The sequence below is a fragment of the Streptomyces sp. Root1310 genome (assembly GCF_001426425.1).
Classification (GTDB): Bacteria; Actinomycetota; Actinomycetes; order Streptomycetales; family Streptomycetaceae; genus Streptomyces.
Window position 1 is genome coordinate 1,961,151 of sequence record NZ_LMEQ01000001.1, and the last position, 26,829, is coordinate 1,987,979.

Genomic DNA, 26,829 nt, shown 5'->3' on the forward strand with positions numbered 1-26,829 from the left:
CAGGGCGAGCATCATCTGATGTACCGTCAGATTCATGGCATCCGCATCCGCATCCGCACCCGCATCCGCGTCCGGGACCCGGAAAGTGGCCGTGGTCGGCGTAGCCCTCTCCGACTGCGGCCGAGCGGACGACGCCACCCCCTACACCCTGCACGCCCAGGCGGCCCGGCGGGCGCTCGCGGACGCGGGACTCGACCGGTCACGGGTGGACGGCTTCGCGTCCGCCGGGCTCGGCACGCTGGCCCCCGTCGAGGTGGCGGACTATCTGGGCCTGCGGCCCACCTGGGTCGACTCCACCTCCGTAGGCGGTTCGGCCTGGGAGGTGATGGCGGCACACGCGGCCGACGCGATCGCCGCCGGTCACGCGAACGCGGTCCTGCTCGCGTACGGCTCGACGGCCCGCGCGGACGTGAAGGCGGGCCGCCGCACCGGCACCTTCGCCTTCGGCGGCCGCGGCCCGCTCCAGTTCGAGGTCCCCTACGGCCACACCCTGATCGCCAAGTACGCGATGGCCGCCCGCCGTCACATGCTCCAGTACGGCACGACGATCGAGCAGCTGGCGGAGGTGGCGGTCCAGGCACGCGCGAACGCGGCCCTGAACCCCGACGCGATGTTCCGCGACCCGGTGACGGTGGACGACGTCCTTTCCGGCCCGATGATCGCCGACCCCTTCACGAAACTGCACTGCTGTCTGCGCTCCGACGGGGGCGCGGCGGTGCTCCTGGCGGCCGAGGAGTACGTACGCGACTGCCGCACGGCCCCGGTGTGGATCCTCGGCACGGGAGAGCACGTCTCGCACGCCTCGATGTCCGAGTGGGACGACTTCACGGTCTCCCCGGCGGCGGTGAGCGGCCGGCTGGCCTTCGAACGGGCCGGGCTGCGGCCGGAGGACATGGACTTCGCCGAGATCTACGACGCGTTCACCTACATGACGCTGGTGACCCTCGAGGACCTGGGCTTCTGCGCGAAGGGCGAGGGCGGCGCGTTCGTGGAGAAGGGGCGGCTGACCCTGTCCGGCGCGCTGCCGGTGAACACGGACGGGGGCGGTCTTTCGGCCCAGCATCCGGGCATGCGGGGGCTGTTCCTGCTGGTGGAGGCGGTGCGGCAACTGCGGGGCGAGGGCGGGGACCGTCAGGTGACGGCGAAGGACGGGGGCTTGCCCCGCCTGGGAGTCGCCTCGGGGACCGGCGGGTGGTTCTGCTCGTCGGGCACGGTGGTCCTGGGACGCGACTGAGCCCCGCCGCGCCGCGCCGCCCCTCCCGGCAGATCAGCCCCGGCCCGGTCCAACCCGGCCAGCCCAGTCCAGCCAGGGCCGACCCGGCCAGCCCGCCAGCCCAGCCCGACCACTCCGGCCACCGCAGTCCAGTGCACCCCGGCCACCCCGGCCACCCCAGCCAGTCCTGCCAGTCCGGCCAGTACGGCACCGCCGACGAGGGTCAGGTCAGGACCAGCAGCACCGCCAGGGCGACGAGCAGGGAGTCGATCCGGTCCAGGAGACCACCGGAGCCGGGCAGCCAACGGCCTGCGTCCTTCGTCCCCGCGCCCCTCTTGACCATGGATTCGAGGAGGTCCCCGGCCGGACCGCCGACCGCGACGGCGACCGCCGTCGGCCAGCTCAGCGCGGACAGCACGGCCAGCGCCCCGAGCCCGGCCGTGGACCCCGCCAGGGTCCCGCTCCACCGCTTGGCCGGTGACAGCGGTGACAGCCGTGGCCCGCCCAGCCGCCGCCCGGCGAAGTACGCCACGATGTCGGCGATCGACACCGCCACGAACAGGGCGAGCGCGCTCGCCCCGAGCGGCACCAGCGCGGCCAGCACACTCAGCCAGGCCAGCCCGAGCAGCCCGGCGCCGACCCGGTGCAGGCCGCGTTCGGCGTCGCCGGCCAGCAGCGGCACGGCGGCCACCGCGAGCGCCCCGATCGCCACCACCCGGAGGACCTGTCCGGGGGCCAGCCAGGCCGCCAGCACCACGCTTGCCACGGCCGCGGCCAGCACCACCCGGTCCGGCCGGCCCAGCCGCAGCAGCCCGCCGAACTCGAACACCGCGATCACCCCGGCCGCGAGGGCCACGAGCGCCGCGCCCGGCCGACCCCACCAGAACGCGGCGGTCACCAGGGGCACGCCGACCGCCCAGGCGCACCACCGGATCAGCAGCTCGCGCCGCCGGGACGCCACCACAGCGACACCTCCCAACGCCAGCGCCCCACCAAGGTAGGGCGCCAGCGAGGCCACGGTGATCACCGGCCGGTACCGGCGCCAGTTCCGGCGGCGGATCCCACGTCGGGTCTGCGGCCGGATCCGGCGGCGGGACCGTCGTCGGACCCGCCGGCAGGCCCGACGACGGATGCAGAGACAGGTCCGGCACCGGAGCTTGCAACGGCGGGCCCGGAGAGGGTTTCAGCGACGGGTCCGACACCTGATCCGGCCACGGTGGAAGCATCCGCGCGCGTCGCGACGCACGGAACCGGGTCCGCGTCCCGGGCAGGGTCCGGGGCAGGTGCCGGTCCCGCGTCTCGGGCAGGGACCGGGGCCGGGACAGGGGCAGGCACAGGAGCCGGGGCCGGGTCCGGGTCCGGTGCCAGGGCCGGGTCAGGTGCCACGGCAGGGTCCGGTGCCACGGTCATGGCAGGTGCCGGGGCCGGGGCCGAGGCCGAGGCCAGGGCCGGGGCCGAGGCCGGTGCCGGTGCCGAGGCCAGGGCCGGGGCCGAGGCCGGTGCCGGTGCCGGGGCCGAGGCCAGGGCCGGGGCCGAGGCCGGTGCCGGTGCCGGTGCCGGTGCCGGTGCCGAGGCCGAGACCAGGGCCAGGGCCGGTCCCGGTCCCGAGGCCGGACGCGGGCTCAGCGCGTTCAGGGCTGCTCGGCACGCGTCCACGATGCGGGCGTTCTCGGCGGTGTCCCTCACCGCGACCCGCACCGTGCGTCCCTGGTACTGCGACGACAACGGCGACAGGTCGCGGAGGTACACGTCGTGGCGGCGGCACTCGGCCACCAGGCGGGCGGCGCTCGGTCCGCCGGGGGGCAGGGTCAGGTTGAGGAAGTTGGCGACACCTTCCTCGACCACCACGGACCCGTCCAGCGCGGCGAGGTCGGCGGCCAGCCGTCGGCGCAGCGCGTGGGTGCGCAGTCGGCACCCGGTGTAGTGCTCGGGGTCGCGCAGGGCCGCCACCGCGGCGAGCTGCGCCGGGAGGCTGACCGGCCAGGGCGGGGTCCACCGGCGCAGCAGCGCCGCGGTGTCCGGCTCGGCCACCAGGTACGCGGCCCGCATCCCGGACAGCGCGTACATCTTGGACAGCGAGGTGCAGACCACCACCCGGGGGTCCGTCGCGGCGAGCCCGGCGAGCGACTCGGCCGGGTCGACATAGCCCAGGTAGGCCTCGTCGATCCACCAGCGGGTCCGGGCCGGCGCGGCGGCGATCAGCGCGCGCAGCTCGGCGGCCGGCGCGTGACGTCCGGTCGGGTTGTTCGGGTTGACCACCACCACGAGGTCGTAGCGGCCGGACCCGACGGCGGCGGACAGCCGGTCGGGGTCGATCCGCCAGCCGTCCTCTCGGCGCAGCCGGAACCGGTCCACCCGGCAGCCGATCACCCGCTCCGTGACATGGGCGTACTCGCCGTAGCCCGGGTCCATGAGCAGCACCCGGCTGTCCGGGGTCAGCAGGCGGCCGAACGCCCTGAAGATCAGGTCGGACGAACCGGCGCCGACCGCGAGGGTCTCCACCGGCAGCGCGCGGGCCGTGGCGATCTCCGCCAGCAGTCCCTCGGCGCCGGTCGGCGGCGAGGTCCGCGCGGCCCAGGCCGGATCCTCGGTGAGCGCCGCCCGCACCCCCGGGGCGGGCGGGAACCAGGCGTCCAGCACATCCGCCGCGACGATCCGATGCCGCCGGTGCAGGCTGCGGAAGTCCGCGCCGATGGCGGTGAACGAGGCGCCGCCGTGTTCACAGCCGTCCGGCCGGGGGGTGAACGGCATGTCCAGCCGCCAGTCCACCGCGGACTCGAAGCGCCGCAGCAGGGCGCGGTAGCGGTCCGTCGCCCCCTTGGTCAGTTCGGTCACGCCGCCGGTCAGCACCTCGAACGTGACCGCGCCGCTGTGGACGGTACGGCCGACCGGGCGCAGCCCGGCGGCCAGGTACATGTCGAGCAGGTCGGCGCGTCCCATCGCCACCACCCGGCGGCCGCCCCTGGAGGCGATCCAGCGCAGGGCCGCGTACATCAGCAGCGGTGCCGCCGCGGTCGCCCGCCAGCGGGGCTCGACGGTGAGGATGCGCACCTCGAACGGGTCGCCGTCGTCCAGCAGCGGCAGCTCGTCCCGGGTCAGGTACTTGTCCAGCGCGTACCGCCCCAGCCAGGGCGGGGTCAGGCTGACGAAGCCGATCCGTACCGCTCCCCGTGCCGCGACCAGGTAGACGTTGTCGCCGTCCAGCCCGTCACGGAGCTGCCCGGCGGGATGCGGCGCATGCTGGCCCAACTCCTCGGCGTACACCCGGTGACGCAACGCGTGGATCCACTCCAGATCCTCCGAAGTGGCGGTACGCAGCTGAAGGTCACGGCCCATGGGCACCTCTCTCGACGCGGGGACACCCATCGTCGGGAGCGTGGACCGGTCACGTCAGGGCCGGGCGACCCAGCCCCACTGAGTACGCGTACTCAGGCGTGCCCGGGAGTTCCGCCGGGCACGGCAACCTTTCCGGGACCGGTGGCGACTGACGAGTCGAAAGCTTTCCCGTACGTGCTCCGCCGAACCGCTAAAGGATGCATCCGTGGCTTCCTCCTCACACCGTCGAGCCCGCCCCGAGAGACGCACGCGCCGCGTTCCCGTCGTCACGGTGGTCGCCGTGGCGGCCGTCGCCCTCGTCGTGTCCCTGGTCGTGGCCTTCCGTCCGGACGGCGGGGCCGGCACCGGGGCGGACGGCGGGGCCCGCGCGGTCGAACCCGCCGCCGGGGCCGGGGTGAGCGCTTCGCCGACGGCGACCGGGAGCACCGGGTCGCCGTCGCCGAAGCCCAGGCCGTCCACCGCGTCCCCGAGCGCGACGGCGGGCCGGGCGTCCACGCCCGCCGCCACCCCGGACGGTGCGTCCGGCGCGTCGGGCGGGCGCTCTGCCGCACCCGCCGCGCGGACCGCGTCCGGCGCGGCACCGTCGGCGGGGCGGATCGCGCCCGGGACCTCCTACCGGGGCGTCGCCACCTCGTACGACGCCGGAGACGGCAACGGCGCCTGCTCCTACGGCCCGACCTCCGACGTCATGACCGCGGCGATGAACACCGCCGACTACGAGACGTCCAAGGCGTGCGGCGCGTACGTCCTCGTCCGGGCCGGGAGCGGAGCGTCGATCACGGTCCGGATCACCAACGAGTGCCCGGCGCCCTGCGAGGCCGGTCAGCTCGACCTCAGCCGGCAGGCCTTCGCCAAGCTGGCCCCGCTCTCGGCGGGCCGGATCCCGGTCACGTGGAGCCTGCTGAGCCCCGCCACGTCCGACACGATCTCGATCCGCTACAAGACCGGTTCCACCCGGTACTGGTGCGGCATCCAGGCGATCGGCCACCGCAATCCGCTGGCCCGGCTGGAGGTCCGCACGAGCGCCGGCTGGACCCGTCTGGCGCGCACCGACTACAACTACTTCCTCTCCGAGCAGGGCACCGGCTGCGGCAGCGCGCTGCGGCTCACCGACATCTACGGGGAGCGGCTGACGGTCGAGGGGATCGCCGTCCGGGCGGACGTGGTGCAGTCGACGCGGGTCCAGTTCGCGCGGCACTGACCGCTTACCCTCGCGGTATGGCCAAGGATCTTCACGAACTGCTGAGGTCGCTGCGGGTGTGGGACCCGGAGGTGACCGCGCTGCCGACGTTCGCTCCGGAGGAGGCTCCCGCCGAGCCGCTGTCCCTCTTCACGGACTGGTTCGCCGAGGCGGTGGCGGCGGGCGAGCGGGAGCCGCACACGACGACCCTCGCCACCGTCGGCGAGGACGGCCTTCCGGACGCCCGCATCGTGATGCTGCACGGCGCCGACGCGGACGGGTGGGCCTTCGCGACCCACGCCACCAGCCGGAAGGGCCGTCAGCTCGCCGCGCGCCCGTACGCGGCCCTCACCTTCTACTGGCCGGTGCTGGGCCGCCAGATCCGGGTGCGCGGCCCGGTCACCTCCGCCCCGTCCGAGGAGGCCCAGGCCGATCTGCACGCCCGCTCGACCGGTGCCCTGGCCGCCGCCCTGACCGGACGGCAGAGCGAGATCCTGGCCTCGGCGGAGGAGCTCGCGCGCGCGTCGGAGGCGGCCTGGGAGCACGCCCGCGCGAACCCGACGGCCCCGTCCCCGACCTGGACCCTGTACCGACTGCGTCCGGACGAGGTCGAGTTCTTCCAGGGGGACAGCGCCCGCCGTCACGCCCGGCTGCGCTACCGCCGGTCGGGAGAGTCCTGGTCCAGGGAACAGTTGTGGCCCTGAGGACGCCCCGCGGGGGTGGTCCGTGGCACGACGGTGGCCCGTGGCACGACGGTGGCCCGTGGCACGACGGTGGCCCGTCCCGGCGAAGGTGATCCGACGGTGACATAGGACGCGGGAGACGGCACGACTCCCCCACGGCCCGTCAGGGATCCCGCCTCACGGCCCCCACGGCCCCACAACCCAGCTGCCCCACGGCCTCACGGCCACACGGGCTCCGGGTCCGTGGTCAGTCGCCCGTGCAGGTGGACGTCCCGGAAGGCGTCTCGGCGGCCCGACTCCCACATCGCGCCGCGCAGGGTCCCCTCGCACCAAAAGCCGCAGCGTTCGGCGATCCGGCAGGACGCGTCGTGGCCGAGCGCGTGGCCCAGTTCCAGCCGGTGCAGACCGATCTCGGTGAACGCCCACCGGGCCGCGAGCAGCAGGGAGCGGGTCGCGACGTGCCGGCCGCGTGCCTCCGGCAGGATCCAGTAGCCGACTCTGGCGAAGCTCAGCACGTGGTCGATCATGTTGACTCCGACCTGCCCGAGGATCGTGCCATCGGCCGCGTCCGTGACACAGAACGCCATGGCACGCCCGGCGGCCGCGTCCGCGCTTCTGCCCTCCAGGGACGCCCGGGCTCCGGCGGCGTCGGCGATCGTCCGCAGCGGGGTGTTCCAGCGCACGAACTCCGGGTCGACGTGCCCGCGCAGCCAGGCGTCCACGTCGGTGGCGGACTCCGGGTCCCAGGACCGCAGGGCCAGGCCGTGGCCGCGGAGACCGGGGGCGAGAGGGGCCGGGTACGGCTCGCGTATGTCGGTCATCCGGCCATTGAACACCGCCGGTCTTTCACGGCGCGGGCCGGAACACCGGTATCCCGTCCCGGAACGCGACCGCCAGCTCAAGCCCCGCCCGCAGCCCCGCCGACGGCTCCCCGGCCGCCTCCCCCACGATCTCCGTGGACATCCGCGGCCCCTCCGCGAGGTCGACCACCGCCGCGACGTACGGCGTGCGCCCCCCGAAGGGCGGCAGGTCGTTGCGGTGGACGACGGACCAGGTGTACAGCGTGGCCAGGCCGCTCGCGTCCTCCCAGGTCACGTCCTCGCTCCAGCAGTACGGGCAGAACTCCCGGGGGTAGTGGTGGGCCCGTCCGCAGGCCCCGCAGCGCCGGATCAGCAGCCTCCCCTCGGCGGCCGCGTCCCAGTAGGCGCGCGTGAAGGCGTCGACCTCGGGGACGTCGAAACGGTTGCCCATCTCCATGGATCTGACGGTACGTCAGGCAGTCGGATCCGGGAAGACCGCGCCATTCGCATGAGAGATCCCTGTGCGTCCGCCATGAAGCTGTGCGTCCCCCGTGAATGTCGCGCAGATTGTTGACGATTTTGTTGGCCGCGAATTACGTTCACCGACGCAAGCCCGGAGCGCGTACTCGACGCGCACTCCGGCACGGAGTCGGCACGCCATCCGCAAAGGGGCAGCATCGTGAAGCACAGGGCAGTCAAGCGCAGGTCGGTCGTCTTGGGGCTCGGCGCCACCGCGGGCGTCGCGGCAGTGGGCGGCATCGCCCTGAGCGCGCAGGCTTCCGACGACACGTCGTCCTCGGCGTCCGCCTCGGACTCCCTGGTCTTCGACCCGGACGGCTACACCGAGTTGACCACGACCGTCACCGACACGGCCGGCACCGACCACGAGGTCAAGTACCACTTCTGGAAGGCGATCACCTACGTCGCCAAGCCGGTCGACGAGAAGTACCAGAGCCTGAACGTCAGCGTGCCGGTCGAGATCGACGGCGTGGCCGTCGACGCGAGCGACGCGCCGATCCTGCTCGCGAACACCGTCGGCGGCTACATGCCGTCCACGGTCACCGAGGCCACCGGCGTCGGCGCGTCCGGCGCTCCCGTCGGCGGCGGGGGCGGCGCCGGGGGCGGCACCGCCTCCAGCAGCCCCGCACCCGGCGCCTCGGCCTCGGCTCCGGGTGCCAACGGCAACACCAACGCCAACGGCGGCGCCCTGAACACCAACCAGTACCTGGCGCTGGGCGCCGGCTACGTCGTCGTCGAGCCCGGCGCCCGCGGCCGTACCCTCAAGAACTCCGCCGGTGAGTACTACGGCGTGGCTCCCGCCGTGATCGTCGACCTCAAGGCCGCCGTACGGTACGTCCGGGCCAACAAGGGCCGCATCCCCGGCGACACCGACCGGATCGTCTCCGCCGGCACCAGCGCGGGCGGCGCCGTGTCCGCCCTGCTCGGCGCGTCCGGCGACAGCCCGCTCTACGACAAGTACCTCGAGGAGCTCGGCGCGGCCGACGCCTCCGACGCGATCTTCGCGACCGGCACCTGGTGCCCGATCACCGACCTGGAGCACGCCGACGGCTCCTACGAGTGGAACTGGGGCGACAACGCCCTCAACACGGGCAAGCAGGTCGACCAGACGGTGTCGAAGGCACTCCGGTCGCAGTTCGCCGAGTACCAGGCCGCACTGAAGCTCAAGGGCCTGAACGGCTTCGGCACGCTGAACGCCCGCAACTACGACGAATACCTGGTCAAGCAGTACCTGGAGCCGTCGGCCACCAGCTACCTCGCGGCCCTCTCCGACACCGCCCGCGAGACGTACCTCGCCGCCAACACCTTCATCACCTGGGAGAACGGCAGGGCCTCCTTCTCCTGGGCGGACTTCCTCACCCACGTCGGCGCCCGCAAGAAGAACACCCCGGCCTTCGACGCCTTCGACCTGTCGGCGGGCGAGAACAACGAGTTCGGCAAGGGCACGGTCATCTCCCGGCACTTCACGGCCTACAGCCTGAAGAACGACACCACCGGGCTCACCGCCAAGCGCCTGGACAGCGACATCCCCGAGATGCTGCGGCTGATGAACCCGATGCACTTCCTGGCCGACAAGCCCAACGAGGGCCGCAGCAAGCACTGGTGGATCCGTCTCGGCACCAAGGACTCCGACACCTCGCTGACGGTCTCCGCCAACATCGCCGCCGCCGCGAACGGCCTCGGCGACGACGTCAACCACCTCTACTACTGGGACCAGGGCCACGGCGCCAACACCGACCCGGGCGACTTCATCACATGGATCGCCAAGGTGACCGGCCGCAAGGCCAGGACCGGCGGCAAGGCCAAGAAGTAGTAGTTCCGCATGCCTCCCGGTCCCGCCCGGAGGCATCCTGGACGCGGCGGCGTCAGTTTCCCGTCATAGTCACCGACGCCGTCCGCACGCGACGCCTGGCCCGAGCGCACCTGGGCCAGGCGTCGCTCCTTTTCCCCGCCGTCCCCGCCGTCCCCGCCGTCTCCGCCGTCTCCGCCGTCTCCCCACCGATTTCCCAGCGATTTCCTCACTGGTCCGCCCCGTCGCGCACAACCGAGTGGCCTACGTCACCGGCCCTACCCGTACTTCCCCCACGCGTGATCGATCCGCAACCAATTCCGGTCTTGACCGAGACCCATCAACCGTCCGCGTGATTACGCTCGCGCTCATGGAAGACTCCGCACCGCGTCCGACCCCTCAGGCGATCACCACCGCGAACCCGGCCGACCGCCCCGTCTACGTCATCGGCGGCGGTCCCGGCGGCCTCGCCACCGCGTACGCGCTGCGTGCCCAGGGCATACGGGCCGTCGTCGTGGAGAAGGCCGACGGGGTCGGCGCGTCCTGGCGGCGCCATTACGACCGGCTGCATCTGCACACCACCCGGCGCCTCTCGGCCCTGCCCGGGCTCGCGATGCCGCGCCGGTTCGGGCGGTGGGTGGCGCGCGACGACATGGTGCGCTACCTGGAGAAGTACGCCGAGGTCCACGAGCTGGAGATCGTCACCGGCGTCGAGGTCTCCCGCGTCGAGCGCACCCCGGACGGCACGGGCTGGCTGCTGCACGCCACCGGCGGGCGCGAGCTCGTCGGCTCGGCGGTGGTCGTCGCCACCGGCTACAACCACACCCCGCACCTGCCGGACTGGCCCGGCCGCGAGGAGTTCACGGGCGAGTTGGCGCACGCCTCCGCCTACCGCAGCGGCAAGGAGTACGCCGACCGGGACGTCCTGGTCGTCGGCGTCGGCAACACCGGCGCCGAGATCGCCGTCGACCTGGTGGAGAGCGGTGCGGCCCGGGTACGGCTGTCCGTGCGCACCGCCCCGCACATCGTGCGCCGCTCGACGGCCGGCTGGGCCGCGCAGTACACGGCCGTGCTCGTACGGCGGCTGCCGGTCCGCCTCGTGGACCGGCTCGCGCGGCCGATGGCGAAACTCAGCGTGCCCGACCTGTCGGCGCACGGTCTGCCCCGACCCGACAGCGGCCTCTACTCCCGCGTCAAGGAGGGCGCCATCCCGGTGCAGGACGTCGGCCTGATCGACGCCGTGCGCAAGGGCCGGGTGGAAGTCGTGGCCGCCGTCGCGGGCTTCGAGGAGGGCGGCGAGGTCCTCCTCGCCGACGGCACCCGGATCACCCCGGACGCCGTGGTCGCCGCCACCGGGTACGTCCGCGCCCTGGAGGGCCTGGTCGGTCACCTCGGCGTGCTCGACGACCGCGGCAGACCCGTCGGCCACGGCGCCCGCACCCCCAAGGACACCCCCGGCCTGTACTTCACCGGCTTCACCACCCCCATCAGCGGCACGCTCCGCGAGCTGTCGATCGACGCGGAGAAGATCGCGAAGGCGGTACGCCGCCACCTCCGGTGATCCGCCCCACCGCCTCCGGCAGCCCGCCCCACCCCGTCCGGTAGCCCGCCCCACACCCTCCGGTGATCCAGCCCACACCCTCCGGTGGTCCACCCCGCCACGCCAGACACCCGCCCCGGCCGGCTGTGGCTGCCGGCTGCCGGCCTGGCCCTCGGCTGCCGGCAGGCCGCAGGCCGCAGGCCGCAGGCCGCAGGCCGCAGGCCGCAGGCCGCAGGCCGCAGGCCGCAGGCAACTCCCCTCACCTCGCTGCCCGTTACACCTGTGTCAGATGTGACGAGAGCGTTGTCCCGTGCCCTCCCACGGAGCCAGAATGTGAGCACTGTTCATGTTTCCGGTTCCACCCCCGCTCGCTCCCGAAGCTCGACGGAGGACGCACGTGGCTCGTGAAAGACAGCATTCCCCCGGTATGTCCCGCCGTTCCCTGCTCGGCCGCACCGCCGCCGTGGCGGCCGGCGCCACCGCCGTGACCGCGGCCGCCGCCGGTACGGCCGCCGCGGCCACCACCCGGGACGTGGACGTCGCGATCGTCGGCGCCGGACTCGCCGGCCTGACCGCGGCCCGCGACCTGGTGGCCGCCGGCCGGACGGTCGCCGTCCTTGAGGCCCGCGACCGCGTGGGCGGCCGGGTCGTCAACCTGCCCCTGGCCAACGGGGGAGTCACCGAGGGCGGCGGCGAGTTCATCGGCCCCACCCAGGACCGCATCAAGGCGCTCGCCGACTCCCTGGGCGTGGCCACCTTCCCCACCTACAACACCGGCAAGAACCTCCTCTACAAGGACGGCAAGAAGACCCCGTACGCCACCGACGGCCTCCTCGGCTCGGTCCCGCCCGTCGATGTCGCCGGCCTCGCCAACGCCGCGATCGTGCAGGCCTCGCTGGACGACATGGCCAAGCAGGTGCCGGTCGACGCGCCCTGGACCGCCCCCAAGGCCGCCGAGTGGGACAAGCAGACGTTCGAGAGCTGGCTGAACGCCAACGCGGTGGTCCCGTCGGCGAAGTTCCTCCTCGACGTGGCCTGCACCTCGATCTTCTCGGCCGAACCGCGCGAACTCTCGCTCCTCTTCGTCCTCTTCTACATCGCGGCCGCCGGCAACGACTCGACCCCCGGCACCCTGGAGCGCCTCACCGAGACCGCGAACGGCGCCCAGGAACTGCGCTTCGTCGGCGGCTCCCAGGTGGTGCCGATCAGGCTCGCGGCCACCCTCGGCGACCGGGTGGTGCCGAACGCCCCGGTGCGCACGATCGCCCGGTCCGGCGGCAAGTACGTCGTCACCGCCGACGGTGTCACCGTCACCGCCAAGCGGGTCGTCGTCGCCGTGCCCCCGCCGCTCGCGGCCCGCATCCGGTACGACCCGCTGCTGCCCGCCGCCCGCGACCAGCTCACCCAGCGCCTGCCGATGGCCTCGGTCGGCAAGGCGATCGCGATCTACGACACCCCCTTCTGGCGGGCCGACGGTCTCAACGGCCAGGTCGTCAGCGACACCGGGGTGATCAGCTCCACCTTCGACAACTCGCCGCCCGACGCCTCGTACGGCGCGCTGATGGGCTTCATCGAGGCCGACGAGGCCCGCAAGCTGGACGCGGCGAGCGAGGCGGAGGTCAGGGCGGCCGTGCTGAAGGACTACGTGACGTACTTCGGCGAGAAAGCCGCCTCCCCTTCCTCCTTCGTCCTGCAACGCTGGAACAACGAGGCCTACACCCGCGGCGGCCCCGTCTCGATCGCCGCACCGGGCGTCCTGACGCAGTACGGACCGGCCCTGCGCGAGCCGGTCGGCGGGATCCACTGGGCCGGAACGGAGACCTCCGTCCACTGGATGGGCTTCATGGACGGAGCCGTGCGGTCGGGCGAGCGGGTGGCGAAGGAGGTGCTGGCGGCGCTCTAGTCGCCGTTCGGGTCCGCGCCCCGCCCGCTCCGTGTCCAGGCCCCGCCCGCTCCTTTCTGTGTGCACGACCATTCCTGACGCTCCGTCAGGTATGTAACCTGACAGAGCGTCAGTTACTTGACGGTCACCCATGGCAGTCACACAGGAGCGGGCGGACCGATGCTTGGATCAACCCACGGCACCCTCACCACCGACTCCCGCCGGGCCCGGGTCATCGCGTGCGGCGAGCATCCCGGGCCCGCCGTCCACGGCCGGCCCGGTACAGCGGACGACCAGGACGTCAGCGGCCGCCCGCTGTACCGGGCCGTCCCCGACCTCGACCGGTTCTTCCGGCCGGAGTCGGTCGCGGTCATCGGCGCCTCGGACGCCGAAGGACGCCCGAACACCGGTGTCACCCGGCAACTGGTGGGCTGGGCCGAGCGGGTGGGGGCGCGGCTGCATCCCGTGCACCCCACCCGCGGGAGCGTCTTCGGTCTGCCCTGCTCACCGTCCGTCGCCGATCTGCCCGAGCAGGTCGACCTGGCCGTGCTGCTGGTGGCCGACCCGCTGCCCGTCATCGAGCAACTGGCCGAGACCAAGGTGAGGTTCGCCGTCGTCTTCGCCTCCGGGTTCGCGGAGACGGGCGAGGAGGGCGCGGCCGCGCAGGCCCGCCTCGCGGCGGCGGTGGCCCGCTCGGGCATCCGCCTGCTCGGCCCCAACACCAACCTCAACGCCTTCGAGCGGTTCCGCGACGATCTCGGCGGACCGTCGATCGCGCTGATCACCCAGTCCGGCCACCAGGGCCGCCCGGTCTTCGCCCTCCAGGAACTCGGCATCCGCCTCTCCCACTGGGCGCCGACCGGCAACGAGGCCGACCTGGAGACCGCCGACTTCCTCTCCTACTTCGCCGAGCGCCCCGAGGTCGGCGCGATCGCCTGCTACGTGGAGGGGCTGAAGGACGGCCGGTCCTTCCTCCTCGCCGCCGACCGGGCCGCCCGGCGCGGGGTGCCGGTCGTCGCGGTCAAGGTCGGCCGCACCGCGACCGGCGCCCGCACCGCCGCCTCCCACACCGGCAAGCTGACCGGCGCGGACGAGGTGGTCGACGCGGCGATGCGCCAGTACGGCGTGATCCGGGTGGACGGTCTCGACGAACTCCAGGACACCGCTGCGCTGTTGGCCCGCGCCCGGCCGCCGCGGGCCGACGGGGTCGTCGTCTACTCGATCTCGGGCGGCACCGGCGCCCACGCGGCCGACCTGGCGACGGCTGCGGGGCTCACCCTGCCGACCCTGTCGGCGGCCAAGCAGGCCGAGCTGCACGAGTGGATCCCCGCGTATCTGAACGTGGCCAACCCGATCGACAACGGCGGCCACCCGGTGGGCGACGAACGCGGCCGGAAGATCATCGACGCGATCCTCGACGACCCGGCCGTCGGCGTCCTGATCTGCCCGATCACGGGTCCGTTCCCGCCGTTGAGCGACCGTCTGGTCCAGGACCTGGTGGACGCGGCGGAACGGACGGACAAGCTGGTGTGCGTCGTCTGGGGCTCGCCGGTGGGCACCGAACCGGCCTACCGCGAAGTCCTGCTGGGCTCCTCCCGGGTGGCGACCTTCCGCACCCTCGCCAACTGCATCTCGGCCGTCCGCGCCCACCTCCGGCACCACCGTTTCGTGAGCGGCTACCACTCCCCCTTCGACGAGGCCCCGCGCACCCAGTCCCCGTCCTTCCGCAAGGCGCAGCTGCTGATGCGGCCGGGACAGCAGCTGAGCGAGCACGCGGCGAAGCAGCTGCTGCGGGCGTACGGCATCCGGGTCCCGCGCGAGCAACTGGTGACCAGTGCGGCGGCCTCGGTGCGGGCGGCGGGGCTGGTCGGCTACCCGGTGGTGATGAAGGCCTCCGGCGCGCAGATCGCCCACAAGACCGAGCTGGGTCTGGTGAAGGTCGGCCTGACCTCGGCCAGCCAGGTCCGGGACGCCTACCGCGAGCTGACCGACATCGCCCGCTACGAGGGGGTCGCGCTGGACGGCGTCCTGGTGTGCCAGATGGTCGAGCGGGGCGTGGAGATGGTGGTCGGCGTGACCCACGACGACCTGTTCGGCCCGACGGTGACGGTGGGCCTCGGCGGGGTCCTGGTGGAGGTCCTGCACGACACCGCCGTGCGCGTGCCGCCGTTCGGCGAGGACCAGGCCCGCGACATGCTGGCCGAACTGCGCGGGAGAGCGCTGCTGGACGGCGTACGGGGCCGCCCACCGGCCGATCTGGACGCGCTCGTCGAGGTGATCCTGCGCGTGCAGCGGATGGCCCTGGAACTGGGCGACGGCCTCGCCGAGCTCGACATCAACCCCCTGGTGGTCCTGCCCTGGGGGCAGGGCGCGGTGGCACTGGACGCGCTGGCCGTCTGCCGGTGAGGACCACCTCACGGACGAGGACGACAGCCGAGAGCTGAAAACGGACAGCGGACAGCGGACAGCCGACAGCCGACAGCCGAGAACGGAGCGTGACCGTGCCCGAGCCCGAGCCCGAAACCGAGCCCGAACTCGAACCCGACCCCGACCCTGAACCGTCTGTACGCCACCGGACCGACCGCCAGATCAGCCATCTCACCCTCGATCGTCCCGAGACCCTGAACGCCCTCACCCCCGGGATGCGGGACCACCTGATCGCCCTCCTCGCGGACGCCTCGGCCGACCCGGACGTCCGGGCGGTGGTCCTCACCGGCACCGGGCGCGGCTTCTGCGCGGGAGCGGATCTGCGGGGTGGCTCCACGGGCGGCGAGCGGGTGGCCGGCGATGTGAGCCGGACCCTCCGGCTCGGCGCCCAGCGCCTGGTAGGTGCCGTGCTCGACTGCGAGAAGCCGGTGATCGCCGCGGTGAACGGCACGGCGGCCGGCCTGGGCGCGCACCTCGCGTTCGCCTGCGATCTGGTGCTGGCCGCCGAATCGGCGAGGTTCATCGAGGTGTTCGTCCGCCGGGGCCTGGTCCCCGACGGCGGCGGCGCCTATCTCCTCCCCCGTCTGATCGGGCCCCGACGGGCCAAGGAGCTGATGTTCTTCGGCGACGCGCTCACCGCGCCGGACGCCGAACGCCTGGGCCTGGTCAACCGGGTGGTCCCGGACGGCGAGCTGGACAAGACGGCCCGTGAGTGGGCGGCCCGGCTGGCCGCCGGCCCCACCCGCGCCCTGTCGCTCACCAAGCACCTGGTCAACACCTCCCTGGACGGCGACCGGGCCGCCGCCTTCGCCGCCGAGGCCGCCGCGCAGGAGATCAACATGACGACGGCGGACGCGCGGGAGGGCGTGACGAGCTTCGTGGAGCGGCGGGAACCGGGGTTCCGGGGCCGCTGACGCGAGCCCGGCGGTCCCGGCCCTTCCTATCTGACATGCCGTCAGTTTCAATGAGACACATGATGGGACATGCGGGAATGGCGGCCGCGGCCGTCCGTTACCTCAGGGCGGACCACACGGTCGAGGCGCTGCCGCGCCCGGAGCTGCGCTGCGTCCGCGAGGACGAACGCGCACCGGTGGACCAGGGCGAGTTCCGGCGGGTGCTGGGGAGCTTCGCGTCGGGCGTCACGGTCGTGACGGCACCGGCCGTCGAGGGCGAGGACGGCGGCGCGGGCCCCGCCGGCTTCGCCTGCCAGTCCTTCTCCTCCCTCTCCCTCGATCCGCCCCTGGTCGCCTTCATGGTCGGGCGCACCTCCACGACCTGGCCGCGCATCGCCCGCGCGGGCGTCTTCTGCGTCAACGTGCTGAGCGCCGGCCAGGCCGGTCTGTGCCGCGCCTTCGCGGCGAGCGGCACCGACAAGTTCGCCGGGGTGGCCCATGACGCGGCCCCGGTGTCGGGGGCGCCCCGCCTCGCCGGCACCCTCGCCTGGATCGACTGCGCGGTGCACGCCGTCCACACGGGCGGCGACCATCTCGTCGTCGTGGGCCGGGTGAACGCCCTGGGGACGGGCGAGGGCGCGGAGGAACCGCCCCTGCTGTTCCACCGGGGCCGCTTCCTCTGAGCGTCGGCCGTCCCGCCCCGCTCAGCGCACGTAGTCGACGACCTGCATCATGCCTTCGTCGCCGTGCTGGAGCTGGTGGCAGTGCAGCATGGAGCGGCCGGTGAAGTCCTCGGCGCGCAGCCGGAAGGTGACCGAGCCGTTCGGCGGGACGCCCACCGTGTCGTGCCAGACCGGCGTGGCCAGGCGGCGGTTGTCGACGGCGGTCAGGAGGAAGTGGTTGGTGTGCAGGTGGAACGGGTGATGGCTGTGGGCGTGGGAGTCGTTGACGACCGTCCACTCCTCGACCTCGCCCAGCCGGACGCGCTGGTTGACGAAGTCGGGCGCGAGGCGCCCCCAGGCGAGGTCGCGGCGGCCGGCCCGCGGGTCGGCGGGCGGTGTCTCGCCGTCACCCAGGATGCGGTAGGCGTTCGGGAAGGCGCCTGAGAAGACGTTCTCGTAGCTGCGGAAGGTCAGGGTCCGGGTGCGGGTGGGCTCGGGCAGGCTGGTGGGTCTGCCGGGCAGGGTGGCCGGCAGTTCCATCGGGCGGGGTTCGCCGGTGACGACGAGCGTCAGCAGGGTCTGCGAGGGGCCCCCGCCGGACAGCTGGTAGGTACCGGGCTCGCCCCCGCGGACCAGCAGGTCGACGCGCCCGCCCATCGGCAGCGTCAGTCCGGTGGTGGCGACGGGCTCCATGAAGGTGATGCCGTCGCAGGCGATCTGGTGCAGCTCGTGCCCGCGCAGGCTCAGGAAGTGAGCGGTGATCGCTCCGGCGTTGACGATCCGCCAGCGCTGGACCTCCCCCGGGGCGATGGTCAGCACGGGGTTCTTGGCGCCGTTGACCAGGAAGGTCGAGGCGATGCGCTCGTAGGCGCCGTGCGAGGTCAGGTCCGGCACCCGTCCGCCGGACAGCTTGAGCTCGTTGATGCAGACGACGACGTCCTTGGCGGCGGCGATCTCGGGCACCTCGTCGATGTCCCCCTCGACGACGAGCACGCCCCCCAGACCACTCAACAGCTGGGTCGCCGTGGACCCGTGGTGGTGGGGGTGGTACCAGAACGTGCCGGCCGGATGATCCGCCGGGACGTCGACGACACTGCGGTAGGTGGTGGTGCTCCCCGGCGTCTCGGAGGGCTCGAACGTGCGGTAGATGTTGTCCGCCTCGCCCGTGGGGTCCACATGCATGCCGTGGGTGTGCAGGTTGAGCGTGTTGAAGTGGTGCGGGATGTTCATGTCGTGCTGCGCCGTCCCGCCGTTCGGGGGCAGCGCGTTGACGTGCGTGATCTCCAGCGAGTCCCCCGGACGTACCCGCAACGTCGGCCCGGGGATCCTCCCTTCGTAGGTACGCGTGGTCACCGTGCCCGCCCCGGGGAGCGCCTGCTCGGTGAAGGCGACGGTCAGACGGGTCTCCAGCCGTCCCGTGTGCGGCGGCGTCCTGCGGATCTCCGGCTGGGGGAAGAAGGCGCCGGCCTCCTGTCGCGCCGCCGCTCGCGGACTCGCCGCCACGCCGGTCAGGACCGCCCCTGCGGCGACCGGCAGGCACTTCAGCACGCCACGACGGGCCAGAGAAGTCACGTATCGCCTCCAGGGGGCAGAGAGAGCGGGGGACGCAGTACACGGCAGCGCACGGGCAGAGCAACGACACGGAGGCCGCACAACGCAGCCATCCGTGTCGGAATGTGCCCATATGGTACGTAAAAGAGCCTCGAAACCACCTTCGCCTCACCGGCTGGGACAGGCGCCGGCTGAGGCGGTCACCGGCTCAGGGGGCGCCGGCTCAGGCAGTCACCGACGCGGGGACAGCCGCTGCGGGGACCGCGGACCGCCGCCGGATCACCAGCGCCATCAGCGCCGCCGCGGCGCACAGCGCTCCCGACGCGTACCAGACCAGGTCGTACGAGCCGAACGCGTCCCGCGCCATGCCGCCCAGGAAGGCCACCAGGGCCGCGCCGACCTGGTGGGAGGCCAGCACCCAGCCGAAGACGATGGCGCTGTCCTCGCCGTACTGCTCGCGGCACAGGGCCAGCGTGGGCGGGACGGTGGCGACCCAGTCGAGGCCGTAGAAGACGATGAAGAAGATCATCGGAGGGTGCACGGAAGGGGCCAGCAGCATCGGCAGGAACAGCAGCGAGACGCCCCGCAGCGCGTAGTACACCGCCAGCAGCCGACGCGGCTCGAAGCGGTCGGTGAACCAGCCCGAGGCGATCGTGCCGACCACGTCGAAGACGCCGATGACCGCGAGCAGCGAGGCGGCCGCCGTGATCGGCATGCCGTGGTCGTGCGCGGCGGGCACGAAGTGTGTCTGGATCAGGCCGTTCGTGGAGGCGCCGCAGATCGCGAAGGTGCCGGCCAGCAGCCAGAACGGGCCCGTGCGGACCGCCGAGAAGAGGACCCGCAGGGTGCGGCGCGCGGCGCCCTGCACCGGGGCGGGCTTGGGGACGAACTCCGTCGCGCCGTACGGCTTCTGGCCCACGTCCGCCGGGTGGTCCCGCAGCAGCAGCCACACGAAGGGCACGACGGCCAGCGCGGCCAGCGCCACCGTCACCGCCGCCGGGCGCCAGTCGTACCGCGTGACCAGCCAGGACAGCAGCGGCAGGAAGATCAGCTGGCCGGAGGCGGAGGCCGCGGTGAGGATGCCGCTGACCAGACCCCGGCGCTCGGTGAACCAGCGGTTGGTGACCGTCGCGGCGAAGGCGAGCGCCATCGACCCCGAGCCGAGGCCCACCAGCAGGCCCCAGTACAGCAGCAGTTGCCAGGCCGCCGTCATCCAGACCGTCAGGAGCGAACCGACCGAGATCACGGTCAGCGCCACCGCGACCACCCGGCGGATGCCGAAGCGGTCCATCAGCGCCGCCGCGAACGGGGCGGTGAGCCCGTACAGCGCCAGGTTGACCGAGACCGCCGCGCCGATCGTGCCGCGCGACCAGCCGAACTCCTGGTGCAGCGGGTCGATGAGCAGACCGGGGAGCGAACGGAAGGCGGCCGCGCCGATGATCGTGACGAAGGTGACGGCGGCGACGAACCAGGCGCGATGGACGCGGCCGCGGCGGCGGCCGGGGACGCGGTCGGCGGCGGGCTGCCGCTCCTCGGCGGATGCCGGAGTTTCGGTTGTCTGGGTCACGTCACAGAGCTTCCGATACCGGGATCCCGCGGACGAGTGGCCCGAGGGACAGCATTCGCTAGGATCGGGCCATGGCCGAACCGTACGCACCCTCCCGCCATCGCGTCGTCGTCCTCGCCCTCGACGGGCTGATGCCCTTCGAGTTGGGCATTCCGCAGCGCATCTTCGGCAAGGCGCGCGACGCGGCGGGCCGCCGCCTGTACGACGTCGTCACCTGCTCCGTCCGGCCTCCGGGCCCCGTCGAGACCGACGCCGACTACGCCGTCCTGGTCGCCAACGGTCCCGAGGCGCTGGCCACCGCCGACACCGTCGTCGTCCCCACCTCCTACGAGCTGGGTCCCGTCTACGAGGAGGGTGTGCTCACCCCCGAACTGGCCGCCGCCCTCGCCCGGGTACGCCCCGGCACCCGCCTCGTGTCGATCTGCACCGGCGGATACGTCCTCGCCGCCGCGGGCTGCCTGGACGGCCGTCCGGCCACCACGCACTGGATGCACGCCGAGCACTTCCAGCGGCTCTTCCCGAAGATCCGGGTCGACGCGGACGTGCTGTTCATCGACGACGGCGACGTCCTCACCTCCGCCGGCGTGGCCGCCGGGATCGACCTCTGCCTCCATCTCCTGCGCCGCGACCACGGCGCCGCCGTCGCCAACGAGGTGGCCCGCCGTACGGTCGTACCGCCGCACCGCGACGGCGGCCAGGCGCAGTACATCGAGCGCCCCGTGCCCGACCCGCAGCAGGCGACCACGACCGCCGCCCGCGCGTGGGCGCTGGGCCGCCTCCACGAGCCGATCCAGCTGCGTGACATGGCCGAGCAGGAGGCCATGTCGGTCCGGACGTTCACCCGCCGCTTCCGCGAGGAGGTCGGCATCAGCCCCGGCCAGTGGCTCACCCAGCAACGGGTCGAACGGGCGAGGCACCTGCTGGAGTCCAGCGACCGGTCCGTCGACCGGATCGCCCGGGACGCCGGTTTCGGCACCGCCCAGTCGATGCGGCAGCACCTACAGGCGGCCCTCGGGGTCACGCCGACCGCGTATCGCCGGACCTTCCGCACCGTCCGCCCCGGGAGCGGCGGGAGCGGCGGGAGCGGCGAGAGCGGTGGTCACGGCGTCGTCGACGCCGCCCTGCGGTGACCTTGGCGCGGTCCGCACCTCGCCCCACCAGCCGACGGCCGTGAGGAGCAGGGTCACCCCGACCCCGGCCAGGACCGCCGTCGACGGGGCGACCACCTTCAGCAGGGCACCGGCGAGAGAGCCCGTCGCCGCGTACCCCGCGCCCGCGGCCGCGTACATGACGGAGTAGCCCGCGGCCAGGGCGCGCGGCGGCAGGGCCTCGCGCAGGGACAGGTTGCGGGTGAGCATCGCGGCGGACTGGAGGACGCCTCCCACGGCCAGCGCCCCCGCGATCCCCACCGCGTCCGGGGTCAGCGCGGCGACCGTCACACAGACCGACGTCCCCGCCATCAGCACCACGCTGCGGGTGCGCAGCCGTCCCGGCCAGACCCGAAGACCGTAGGCGAACGCGCCGAGCCCTCCGCCCACCGCCATCCCGGTCAGCAGCGGACCGGACCAGCCGACGCCGACGCCGCGCTGTTCGAGCAGGGCGGGCAGGACGAGTTCGGCGAGCCCGAGCAGGGTGAGGCTGGCCGCGCCGGTCACGTACACCGGCCAGACGGCGGTCAGGACGCGCAGCGGCGACGCGCCCGCGCGGTCCCCGCCCATCGGGCCGCCCGTGCCGTCCGCGCCCCAGGCCGCCGGGAGCAGCCACAGGCCCGCGACCGACCAGGCCATCAGGGCGGCGGCGAGCAGCAACGGGACGCGCGGCGCGACACCGAGGGCCAGCCCGGCGACCGCCGCAGGCGAGACGGCCCACACCCCGGCCGTCAGCATCGACTCCACGGACAGCGCCTGGGCCGCGGCCCGCTCCGGAACCAGCGTGGTGAGCAGCGTGCGCAGTCCACCGGTGGCGGCTGCCGGGGCGGCACCGGCCACGGCCGCGAACCCGCCGAGGACCGCCGGATGCGCGGCCGGGAACGCCCCGAGCCCCGCGAATCCGACGGCCCCGGCCGCCAGCCCGGCGGCCAGGTGGACCCGGACGCGCTCGGGGCGCAGCCGCATGCCGAGGACGGGGGCCCCCACGATCTCCCCGACGACGTAGGCCGCGGCGAGGATCGCGCCCAGCGTGTAGCCGCCGGGGCGCTCGCGCACCAGGAACACCAGCGCCAGCGGCGCCATGGCGACCGGCATACGGGCGCCGACTGCGGTGCAGCACCAGATCAGGACCTGCCCGGTGGCGACGTCGCGGTAGCTCATGCAAGGACCGTAGGGGGCGGCACCGGCACCGCCCCACGGGTTTTCCGGGCGGCCGGCCGGGCCTTCGGCCCCGCCTCGGTCAGAACGTGAGCACCGCCCGCGCCACCCTCCCCGCCTCCGCGTCCGCGGCCGCCTTCGCGAAGTCCTCCACCGGGTAGGTGTCCGTCACCAGTTCGTCGAGGAGCAGCCGCCCGGCCCGGTACAGCTCGGCGTACAGCGCGATGTCCCGCTGCGGGCGCGACGAGCCGTACCGGCAGCCCAGGATCGACTTGTCCAGGTACATCGAAGAGACCAGGAAGGACGCCTCGGCGGTGGCCGGCGGCACCCCGAGGAGCACCGCCTGCCCGTGCCGGTCCAGCAGGTCGATCGCCTGCCGGATCAGCTCGATGCGGCCGACGCACTCGAAGACGTGGTCCGCGCCCGTGGGCAGCACGTCCCGTACCGCGTCCGTCGAGGTCAGGAAGTCGGTCGCGCCGAACCGCCGGGCCACCGCCTCCTTCGCCGGGTTGGCGTCGACCGCGACGATCCGCGACGCGCCCGCGATCCGCGCTCCCTGCACCACGTTCAGCCCGATCCCGCCCGTCCCGATGACGACCACGCTCTCCCCGTGCCCGACCCGCGCGCGGTTGAGCACGGCCCCGACACCGGTCAGCACCCCGCACCCGATCAGCGCGGCGGACGTCAGCGGGATGTCCTTCGGGATCCGGACCGCCTGGACGGCCTTCACCACCGTGCGCTCGGCGAAGGCGGAGTTGGACGCGAACTGGTACACCGCGCCCCCCGCGCGCGTGAACGGCTTGCGCGGGCGCCCGATGGCCTGCCGGCACATCGTCGGCCGGCCGCGGTCGCACTGCGCGCAGGTGCCGCAGTTGGCGAGCGTGGACAGCGCGACATGGTCCCCGGGTACGACATGGCCGACCCCCGCGCCGACCGCCTCGACGACCCCCGCGCCCTCGTGGCCGAGAACTACGGGAGCCGGAAAGGGAATCGTCCCGTCGACGACCGAGAGGTCGCTGTGGCACAGCCCGGCCGCCGAGATCGCGACGAGCACCTCACCCGGCCCTGGATCGCGGACGGCCAGATCGTCGACGACCTCGGCCCGCTTCCCGTCGAACACCACGCCTCGCATCGTGTCACTTCCGTCCTGTCCTTGTGCCGTCGCTATCCCTTGGGCTGCCTGGGCAGGCCGAGCACCCGCTCGGCGATGATCGTGCGCTGGATCTGGTCCGAGCCGCCGTAGACGGTGTCGGCCCGGGAGAACAGGAACAGGTGCTGCGCGTCGTCGAGTTCGTACGGCGAGGACGGCGACCAGTCCGCGGGACCGACGCTCGCCGCAGCCCCCCGCACCTGCACCGCCACCTCCCCCAGCCGCTGATGCCAGCCGGCCCACAGCAGCTTCGCCACGCTGGGCGCGCCCGGTCCGCCGGACCCTCCGAGCGTCCGCAACGCGTTCCACCGCATGGTCCGCAGCTCGGCCCACAGCCGCACCAGCCGCTCGCGTACGACGGGGTCTCCGGCCGCACCCGTGCGCACCGCCGTACGCACGACCCGTTCCAGCTCCTGGGCGAAGCCGATCTGCTGGGCGAGGGTCGACACCCCGCGTTCGAAGCCGAGGAGGCCCATCGCCACCCGCCAGCCGTCGCCCGGCGCGCCGACGACGTGCTCCACGCGCGCGTGCGCCCCGTCGAAGAAGACCTCGTTGAACTCGCTGGTGCCGGTCAGCTGCCGGATGGGCCGTACCTCGATCCGGCCCGGCTGGTCCATGGGGACGAGGAGAAAGGTCAGTCCGTGGTGCCGCCTGGACTCCGGGTCGGTGCGGGCGAGCACGAAACACCAGTCGGCCTCGTGGGCGAGCGAGGTCCAGATCTTCTGCCCGGTGACGTGGTACGACCGTCCGTCGGGGGCGAGTTCGGCCCTCGTACGGACCCCGGCCAGGTCGGACCCGGCGCCCGGCTCGCTGTACCCCTGGCACCAGAGCTCGGCACCGGCGGCGATCGGCGGCAGGAAGCGCGCCTTCTGCTCCGCCGTGCCGTGCGCGAGGAGGGTCGGCGCGAGCAGGTTCTCCCCGATGTGCCCGGACCGGGCCGGGGCCCCCGACCGCGCGTACTCCTCAGCCCAGGCGACCTGCTGGGCAAGACTGCCGGTCCGGTTCCCGTACCCACCCTCCGACCACCCGATCCCGATCCATCCGGCCGAGCCGAGGACGCCTTCCCAGGCCCGGCGGTCGCGGGCGTGCGGGGCGTGCTCGGCGAGCCAGGCCCGGGCCTCGGCCCGGAACTCCTCGTCCAGGGGACTTGATCCGAAATCCACGGCACCGCCTCACGTCACGGGCAAGCTGCCCGGCTCGGGGGGCGCGGGGCGCTGCGCGACCGGCCGCAGACGACCCGCACCCGAAGGACGACAGGAGCACGCTCAGGCGTTGGGCCGGCTCCCCTCCCGCGCGGCCCGGGCCATCTCCTCCAACCGCGCGAGCATCGGCATCGGATCCACCCCCACGGTCCCCGGCAGCACCTCCGCGATCCGCTCCGGCGTCCAGGAACCGCCCTCCGCGTAGGCCGAACGCAGTTCGGCGGGCTGCGCCCACACCGCGATCTTCGGCCCCGCGACGGTGTACACCTGCCCGGTGACCCTCGCCTCCCGCGCACGGTCCGAGAGCAGATACACCACGAACGCGGCCACGTCCTCGGGTTCACCGATCTCCGTCAACTCCATGGGCACGCCCGCGGACATCCGGGTACGGGCCACGGGGGCCACCGCGTTGGCGGTCACGCCGTACTTGTGCAGACCCAGCGCCGCGCTCCGCACGAGCGAGATGATCCCGCCCTTGGCGGCGCTGTAGTTGGCCTGCGAGACCGAGCCCTGGTGGTTGCCGCTGGTGAAGCCGATCAGGGTGCCGGAGCGCTGCGCGCGCATCACCGCCGACGCGGCCCGGAACACGGTGAACGTGCCCTTGAGATGGGTGGCGACGACCGGGTCCCACTCCTCCTCGGACATGTTGAACAGCATCCGCTCCCGCAGGATCCCGGCCACGCAGACGACTCCGTCGAGCCGCCCGTACGACGCCAGCGCGGTGTCGACGACCCGTTGTCCGCCGGCCATCGTCGAGACGTCGTCGGCGACGGCGACCGCGTCCCCGCCCGCCGCCTCGATCTCCTTGACGACGGACTCGGCGACCTCGCTGGTGGGTGAGGCGCCGTCCACCGAGACGCCGTAGTCGTTGACGACGACCCGCGCGCCCTCGGTCGCCGCCGCGAGCGCAACCGCCCGCCCGATGCCTCGTCCCGCCCCGGTGACGGCGACGACCTTGCCGGTCAGGAAGTTCCCCACGTCCGGCCCCCTCCCGCAGTTTCTGACGGACCGTTAGATTTGAATGCGAGGTCTAGATTGACCCGTCCGTCGGTCGGGGACAAGCCCCGGGGAGGCACGGAATGACACTGCCGGTCGAGTTCCACGAGATCGCGAAGCGCGTCAACAACTGGGGGCGCTGGGGGGCGGACGACGAGATCGGCACCCTGAACCTCATCACCGACGACGTCGTCCGCGCGGCCGTCGCCGAGGTCCGCACCGGCCGCCGCGTCCCGCTCGCGCTGCCCCTGCGGGAGGACGGCGTGCAGACCGGGCTGATCCCGGGACGGATCAACCCCCTGCACGCCATGGTGCAGATCAACCAGGAGATCTTCGGTCCGGGCACGGTGGCGTGCAGCGACGACACCGTGACCATGGGCCTCCAGGCGGGCACCCACTGGGACGCGCTGACCCATGTCTCGCACTCGGGGAAGCTCTACAACGGCCGGCCGGCGGGCACCGTCACCCCGCACGGCGGCGCCGAGTTCAGCGGCATCGACAAGGCACGCCACGTCGTCTCGCGCGGGGTGCTCCTGGACGTGGCACGCGCGCGTGGCGTCGACCGGCTGGACGGCGGGCACGCGGTCACCCCGGAGGACCTGGCGGCGGCCGAGGAGTTGGCCGGCACCCGCGTGCGGGCCGGCGACATCGTCCTCGTGCGGACCGGGCAGGTGCAGCTCTACCTGGCCGGCGACAAGCAGGGATACGGCTATCCGTCACCGGGCCTCTCGGTCCGCACGCCGGAGTGGTTCCACGCGCGCGACGTGGCGGCGGTCGCCAACGACACCCTCACGTTCGAGATCTTCCCGCCCGAGATCGACGATCTGTGGCTGCCGGTGCACGCGCTCGACCTGGTGGAGATGGGGATGCTCCAGGGCCAGAACTGGAATCTCGAAGAGTTGTCCACAGCCTGTGGACAAACGGGCCGCTACGCGTTCCTGCTGTCGGCGATGCCCGAGCCGTTCGTCGGCGGCACGGGCACGCCGGTGGCGCCGGTGGCCGTCCTGTAGGCCCCGGCGCACGAACAGGTGCCCCCCTCGCGTCGGCTGGCGGCGCGCGGCTGCCCGCCCCGAGCACGGCACCGCGCACCGCCATCCGACTCCGGCGCACCCTCCCCCACTCCCGGCTTCGCC

19 protein-coding genes and 2 pseudogenes are annotated in these 26,829 nt (G+C 73.4%); 11 read left to right on the forward strand and 10 right to left on the reverse strand.

The window, feature by feature from the left end; genetic code table 11:
• Positions 1 to 34: 34 nt before the first annotated feature.
• Complete coding sequence (locus ASD48_RS08490; RefSeq protein WP_057600737.1) at positions 35 to 1,234, forward strand: acetyl-CoA acetyltransferase; 1,200 nt, start codon at positions 35 to 37, stop codon at positions 1,232 to 1,234.
• Between the two features lie 202 nt (positions 1,235 to 1,436).
• Here the strand turns inward: ASD48_RS08490 and ASD48_RS08495 are convergent, their stop codons facing one another.
• The gene (locus ASD48_RS08495; RefSeq protein WP_199875679.1) at positions 1,437 to 2,240 is read right to left on the reverse strand and encodes a phosphatidate cytidylyltransferase; all 804 of its coding nucleotides are present in this window, start codon (positions 2,238 to 2,240) and stop codon (positions 1,437 to 1,439) included.
• A gap of 596 nt (positions 2,241 to 2,836) precedes the next feature.
• A pseudogene (locus tag ASD48_RS08500) lies at positions 2,837 to 4,549 on the reverse strand (aminotransferase class I/II-fold pyridoxal phosphate-dependent enzyme); the annotation flags it as partial.
• 205 nt (positions 4,550 to 4,754) lie between these two features.
• On the opposite strand from ASD48_RS08500, the gene ASD48_RS08505 reads away from it, so the two are divergent.
• A complete protein-coding gene (locus ASD48_RS08505; RefSeq protein WP_057600739.1) occupies positions 4,755 to 5,750 on the forward strand; it encodes an expansin EXLX1 family cellulose-binding protein in 996 nt (331 codons plus the stop codon).
• A gap of 17 nt (positions 5,751 to 5,767) precedes the next feature.
• Complete coding sequence (locus ASD48_RS08510; protein WP_057600740.1) at positions 5,768 to 6,433, forward strand: pyridoxal 5'-phosphate synthase; 666 nt, start codon at positions 5,768 to 5,770, stop codon at positions 6,431 to 6,433.
• Positions 6,434 to 6,630: 197 nt separating this feature from the next.
• Here the strand turns inward: ASD48_RS08510 and ASD48_RS08515 are convergent, their stop codons facing one another.
• Entirely contained in the window at positions 6,631 to 7,233 is a 603-nt protein-coding gene (locus ASD48_RS08515) for a GNAT family N-acetyltransferase (protein ID WP_057600741.1), read from the reverse strand.
• Between the two features lie 25 nt (positions 7,234 to 7,258).
• The gene (locus ASD48_RS08520; RefSeq protein ID WP_057601081.1) at positions 7,259 to 7,663 is read right to left on the reverse strand and encodes an OB-fold domain-containing protein; all 405 of its coding nucleotides are present in this window, start codon (positions 7,661 to 7,663) and stop codon (positions 7,259 to 7,261) included.
• A 228-nt stretch (positions 7,664 to 7,891) separates the two neighbouring features.
• Here ASD48_RS08520 and ASD48_RS08525 point away from each other — a divergent pair, with 228 nt between their 5' ends.
• The 6 genes from ASD48_RS08525 to ASD48_RS08550 all read left to right on the forward strand — a co-directional run bounded on the left by ASD48_RS08525 (position 7,892) and on the right by ASD48_RS08550 (position 16,945).
• Positions 7,892 to 9,544 carry a subtype B tannase gene (locus tag ASD48_RS08525; protein WP_242432532.1) on the forward strand — a complete coding sequence of 551 codons (1,653 nt, stop codon included), beginning with the start codon at positions 7,892 to 7,894 and terminating at the stop codon, positions 9,542 to 9,544.
• Positions 9,545 to 9,890: 346 nt separating this feature from the next.
• The gene (locus tag ASD48_RS08530; protein WP_057600743.1) at positions 9,891 to 11,081 is read left to right on the forward strand and encodes an NAD(P)/FAD-dependent oxidoreductase; all 1,191 of its coding nucleotides are present in this window, start codon (positions 9,891 to 9,893) and stop codon (positions 11,079 to 11,081) included.
• A gap of 406 nt (positions 11,082 to 11,487) precedes the next feature.
• Positions 11,488 to 12,963 (forward strand): FAD-dependent oxidoreductase, encoded by a 1,476-nt coding sequence (locus ASD48_RS08535; RefSeq protein ID WP_063887407.1) that lies wholly within the window; start codon positions 11,488 to 11,490, stop codon positions 12,961 to 12,963.
• 159 nt (positions 12,964 to 13,122) lie between these two features.
• Positions 13,123 to 15,348, forward strand: coding sequence for an acetate--CoA ligase family protein (locus tag ASD48_RS08540; RefSeq protein WP_057600745.1), 2,226 nt, complete (start codon positions 13,123 to 13,125; stop codon positions 15,346 to 15,348).
• 182 nt (positions 15,349 to 15,530) lie between these two features.
• Positions 15,531 to 16,283 (forward strand): enoyl-CoA hydratase-related protein, encoded by a 753-nt coding sequence (locus ASD48_RS08545; protein ID WP_057601082.1) that lies wholly within the window; start codon positions 15,531 to 15,533, stop codon positions 16,281 to 16,283.
• A 62-nt stretch (positions 16,284 to 16,345) separates the two neighbouring features.
• Entirely contained in the window at positions 16,346 to 16,945 is a 600-nt protein-coding gene (locus ASD48_RS08550) for a flavin reductase family protein (protein ID WP_199875728.1), read from the forward strand.
• 21 nt (positions 16,946 to 16,966) lie between these two features.
• On the opposite strand, the gene ASD48_RS08555 is transcribed toward ASD48_RS08550, so the two are convergent.
• Both ASD48_RS08555 and ASD48_RS08560 read right to left on the reverse strand, forming a co-directional pair.
• The gene (locus ASD48_RS08555; protein ID WP_157880609.1) at positions 16,967 to 18,496 is read right to left on the reverse strand and encodes a multicopper oxidase domain-containing protein; all 1,530 of its coding nucleotides are present in this window, start codon (positions 18,494 to 18,496) and stop codon (positions 16,967 to 16,969) included.
• Between the two features lie 202 nt (positions 18,497 to 18,698).
• Entirely contained in the window at positions 18,699 to 20,042 is a 1,344-nt protein-coding gene (locus ASD48_RS08560; RefSeq protein ID WP_057600748.1) for an MFS transporter, read from the reverse strand.
• 71 nt (positions 20,043 to 20,113) lie between these two features.
• Here ASD48_RS08560 and ASD48_RS41635 point away from each other — a divergent pair, with 71 nt between their 5' ends.
• On the forward strand, positions 20,114 to 21,172 hold the full coding sequence (locus ASD48_RS41635; RefSeq protein ID WP_079073662.1) for a helix-turn-helix domain-containing protein: 1,059 nt from the start codon (positions 20,114 to 20,116) through the stop codon (positions 21,170 to 21,172).
• 12 nt (positions 21,173 to 21,184) lie between these two features.
• Here the strand turns inward: ASD48_RS41635 and ASD48_RS08565 are convergent.
• From ASD48_RS08565 to ASD48_RS08580, 4 genes and pseudogenes are all read right to left on the reverse strand, one after another.
• Positions 21,185 to 22,351 (reverse strand): annotated as a pseudogene (locus ASD48_RS08565) (MFS transporter); the annotation flags it as partial.
• Positions 22,352 to 22,430: 79 nt separating this feature from the next.
• A complete protein-coding gene (locus tag ASD48_RS08570) occupies positions 22,431 to 23,480 on the reverse strand; it encodes a Zn-dependent alcohol dehydrogenase (RefSeq protein ID WP_057600750.1) in 1,050 nt (349 codons plus the stop codon).
• Between the two features lie 32 nt (positions 23,481 to 23,512).
• Entirely contained in the window at positions 23,513 to 24,661 is a 1,149-nt protein-coding gene (locus tag ASD48_RS08575; protein WP_057600751.1) for an acyl-CoA dehydrogenase family protein, read from the reverse strand.
• A 102-nt stretch (positions 24,662 to 24,763) separates the two neighbouring features.
• The gene (locus ASD48_RS08580) at positions 24,764 to 25,678 is read right to left on the reverse strand and encodes an SDR family NAD(P)-dependent oxidoreductase (protein WP_057600752.1); all 915 of its coding nucleotides are present in this window, start codon (positions 25,676 to 25,678) and stop codon (positions 24,764 to 24,766) included.
• A 101-nt stretch (positions 25,679 to 25,779) separates the two neighbouring features.
• On the opposite strand from ASD48_RS08580, the gene ASD48_RS08585 reads away from it, so the two are divergent.
• Entirely contained in the window at positions 25,780 to 26,706 is a 927-nt protein-coding gene (locus ASD48_RS08585) for a cyclase family protein (protein ID WP_057600753.1), read from the forward strand.
• Positions 26,707 to 26,829 lie beyond the last annotated feature (123 nt).

Coding starts and splice junctions, on each gene's coding strand:
- ASD48_RS08535 (WP_063887407.1), top strand. CDS start 11,488: ATGTCCCGCCGTTCCCTGCTCGGCCGCACCGCCGCCGTGGCGGCCGGC.
- ASD48_RS08530 (WP_057600743.1), top strand. CDS start 9,891: ATGGAAGACTCCGCACCGCGTCCGACCCCTCAGGCGATCACCACCGCG.
- ASD48_RS08570 (WP_057600750.1), bottom strand. CDS start 23,480: ATGCGAGGCGTGGTGTTCGACGGGAAGCGGGCCGAGGTCGTCGACGAT.
- ASD48_RS08540 (WP_057600745.1), top strand. CDS start 13,123: ATGCTTGGATCAACCCACGGCACCCTCACCACCGACTCCCGCCGGGCC.
- ASD48_RS08490 (WP_057600737.1), top strand. CDS start 35: ATGGCATCCGCATCCGCATCCGCACCCGCATCCGCGTCCGGGACCCGG.
- ASD48_RS08510 (WP_057600740.1), top strand. CDS start 5,768: ATGGCCAAGGATCTTCACGAACTGCTGAGGTCGCTGCGGGTGTGGGAC.
- ASD48_RS41635 (WP_079073662.1), top strand. CDS start 20,114: ATGGCCGAACCGTACGCACCCTCCCGCCATCGCGTCGTCGTCCTCGCC.
- ASD48_RS08550 (WP_199875728.1), top strand. CDS start 16,346: ATGGGACATGCGGGAATGGCGGCCGCGGCCGTCCGTTACCTCAGGGCG.
- ASD48_RS08515 (WP_057600741.1), bottom strand. CDS start 7,233: ATGACCGACATACGCGAGCCGTACCCGGCCCCTCTCGCCCCCGGTCTC.
- ASD48_RS08520 (WP_057601081.1), bottom strand. CDS start 7,663: ATGGGCAACCGTTTCGACGTCCCCGAGGTCGACGCCTTCACGCGCGCC.
- ASD48_RS08585 (WP_057600753.1), top strand. CDS start 25,780: ATGACACTGCCGGTCGAGTTCCACGAGATCGCGAAGCGCGTCAACAAC.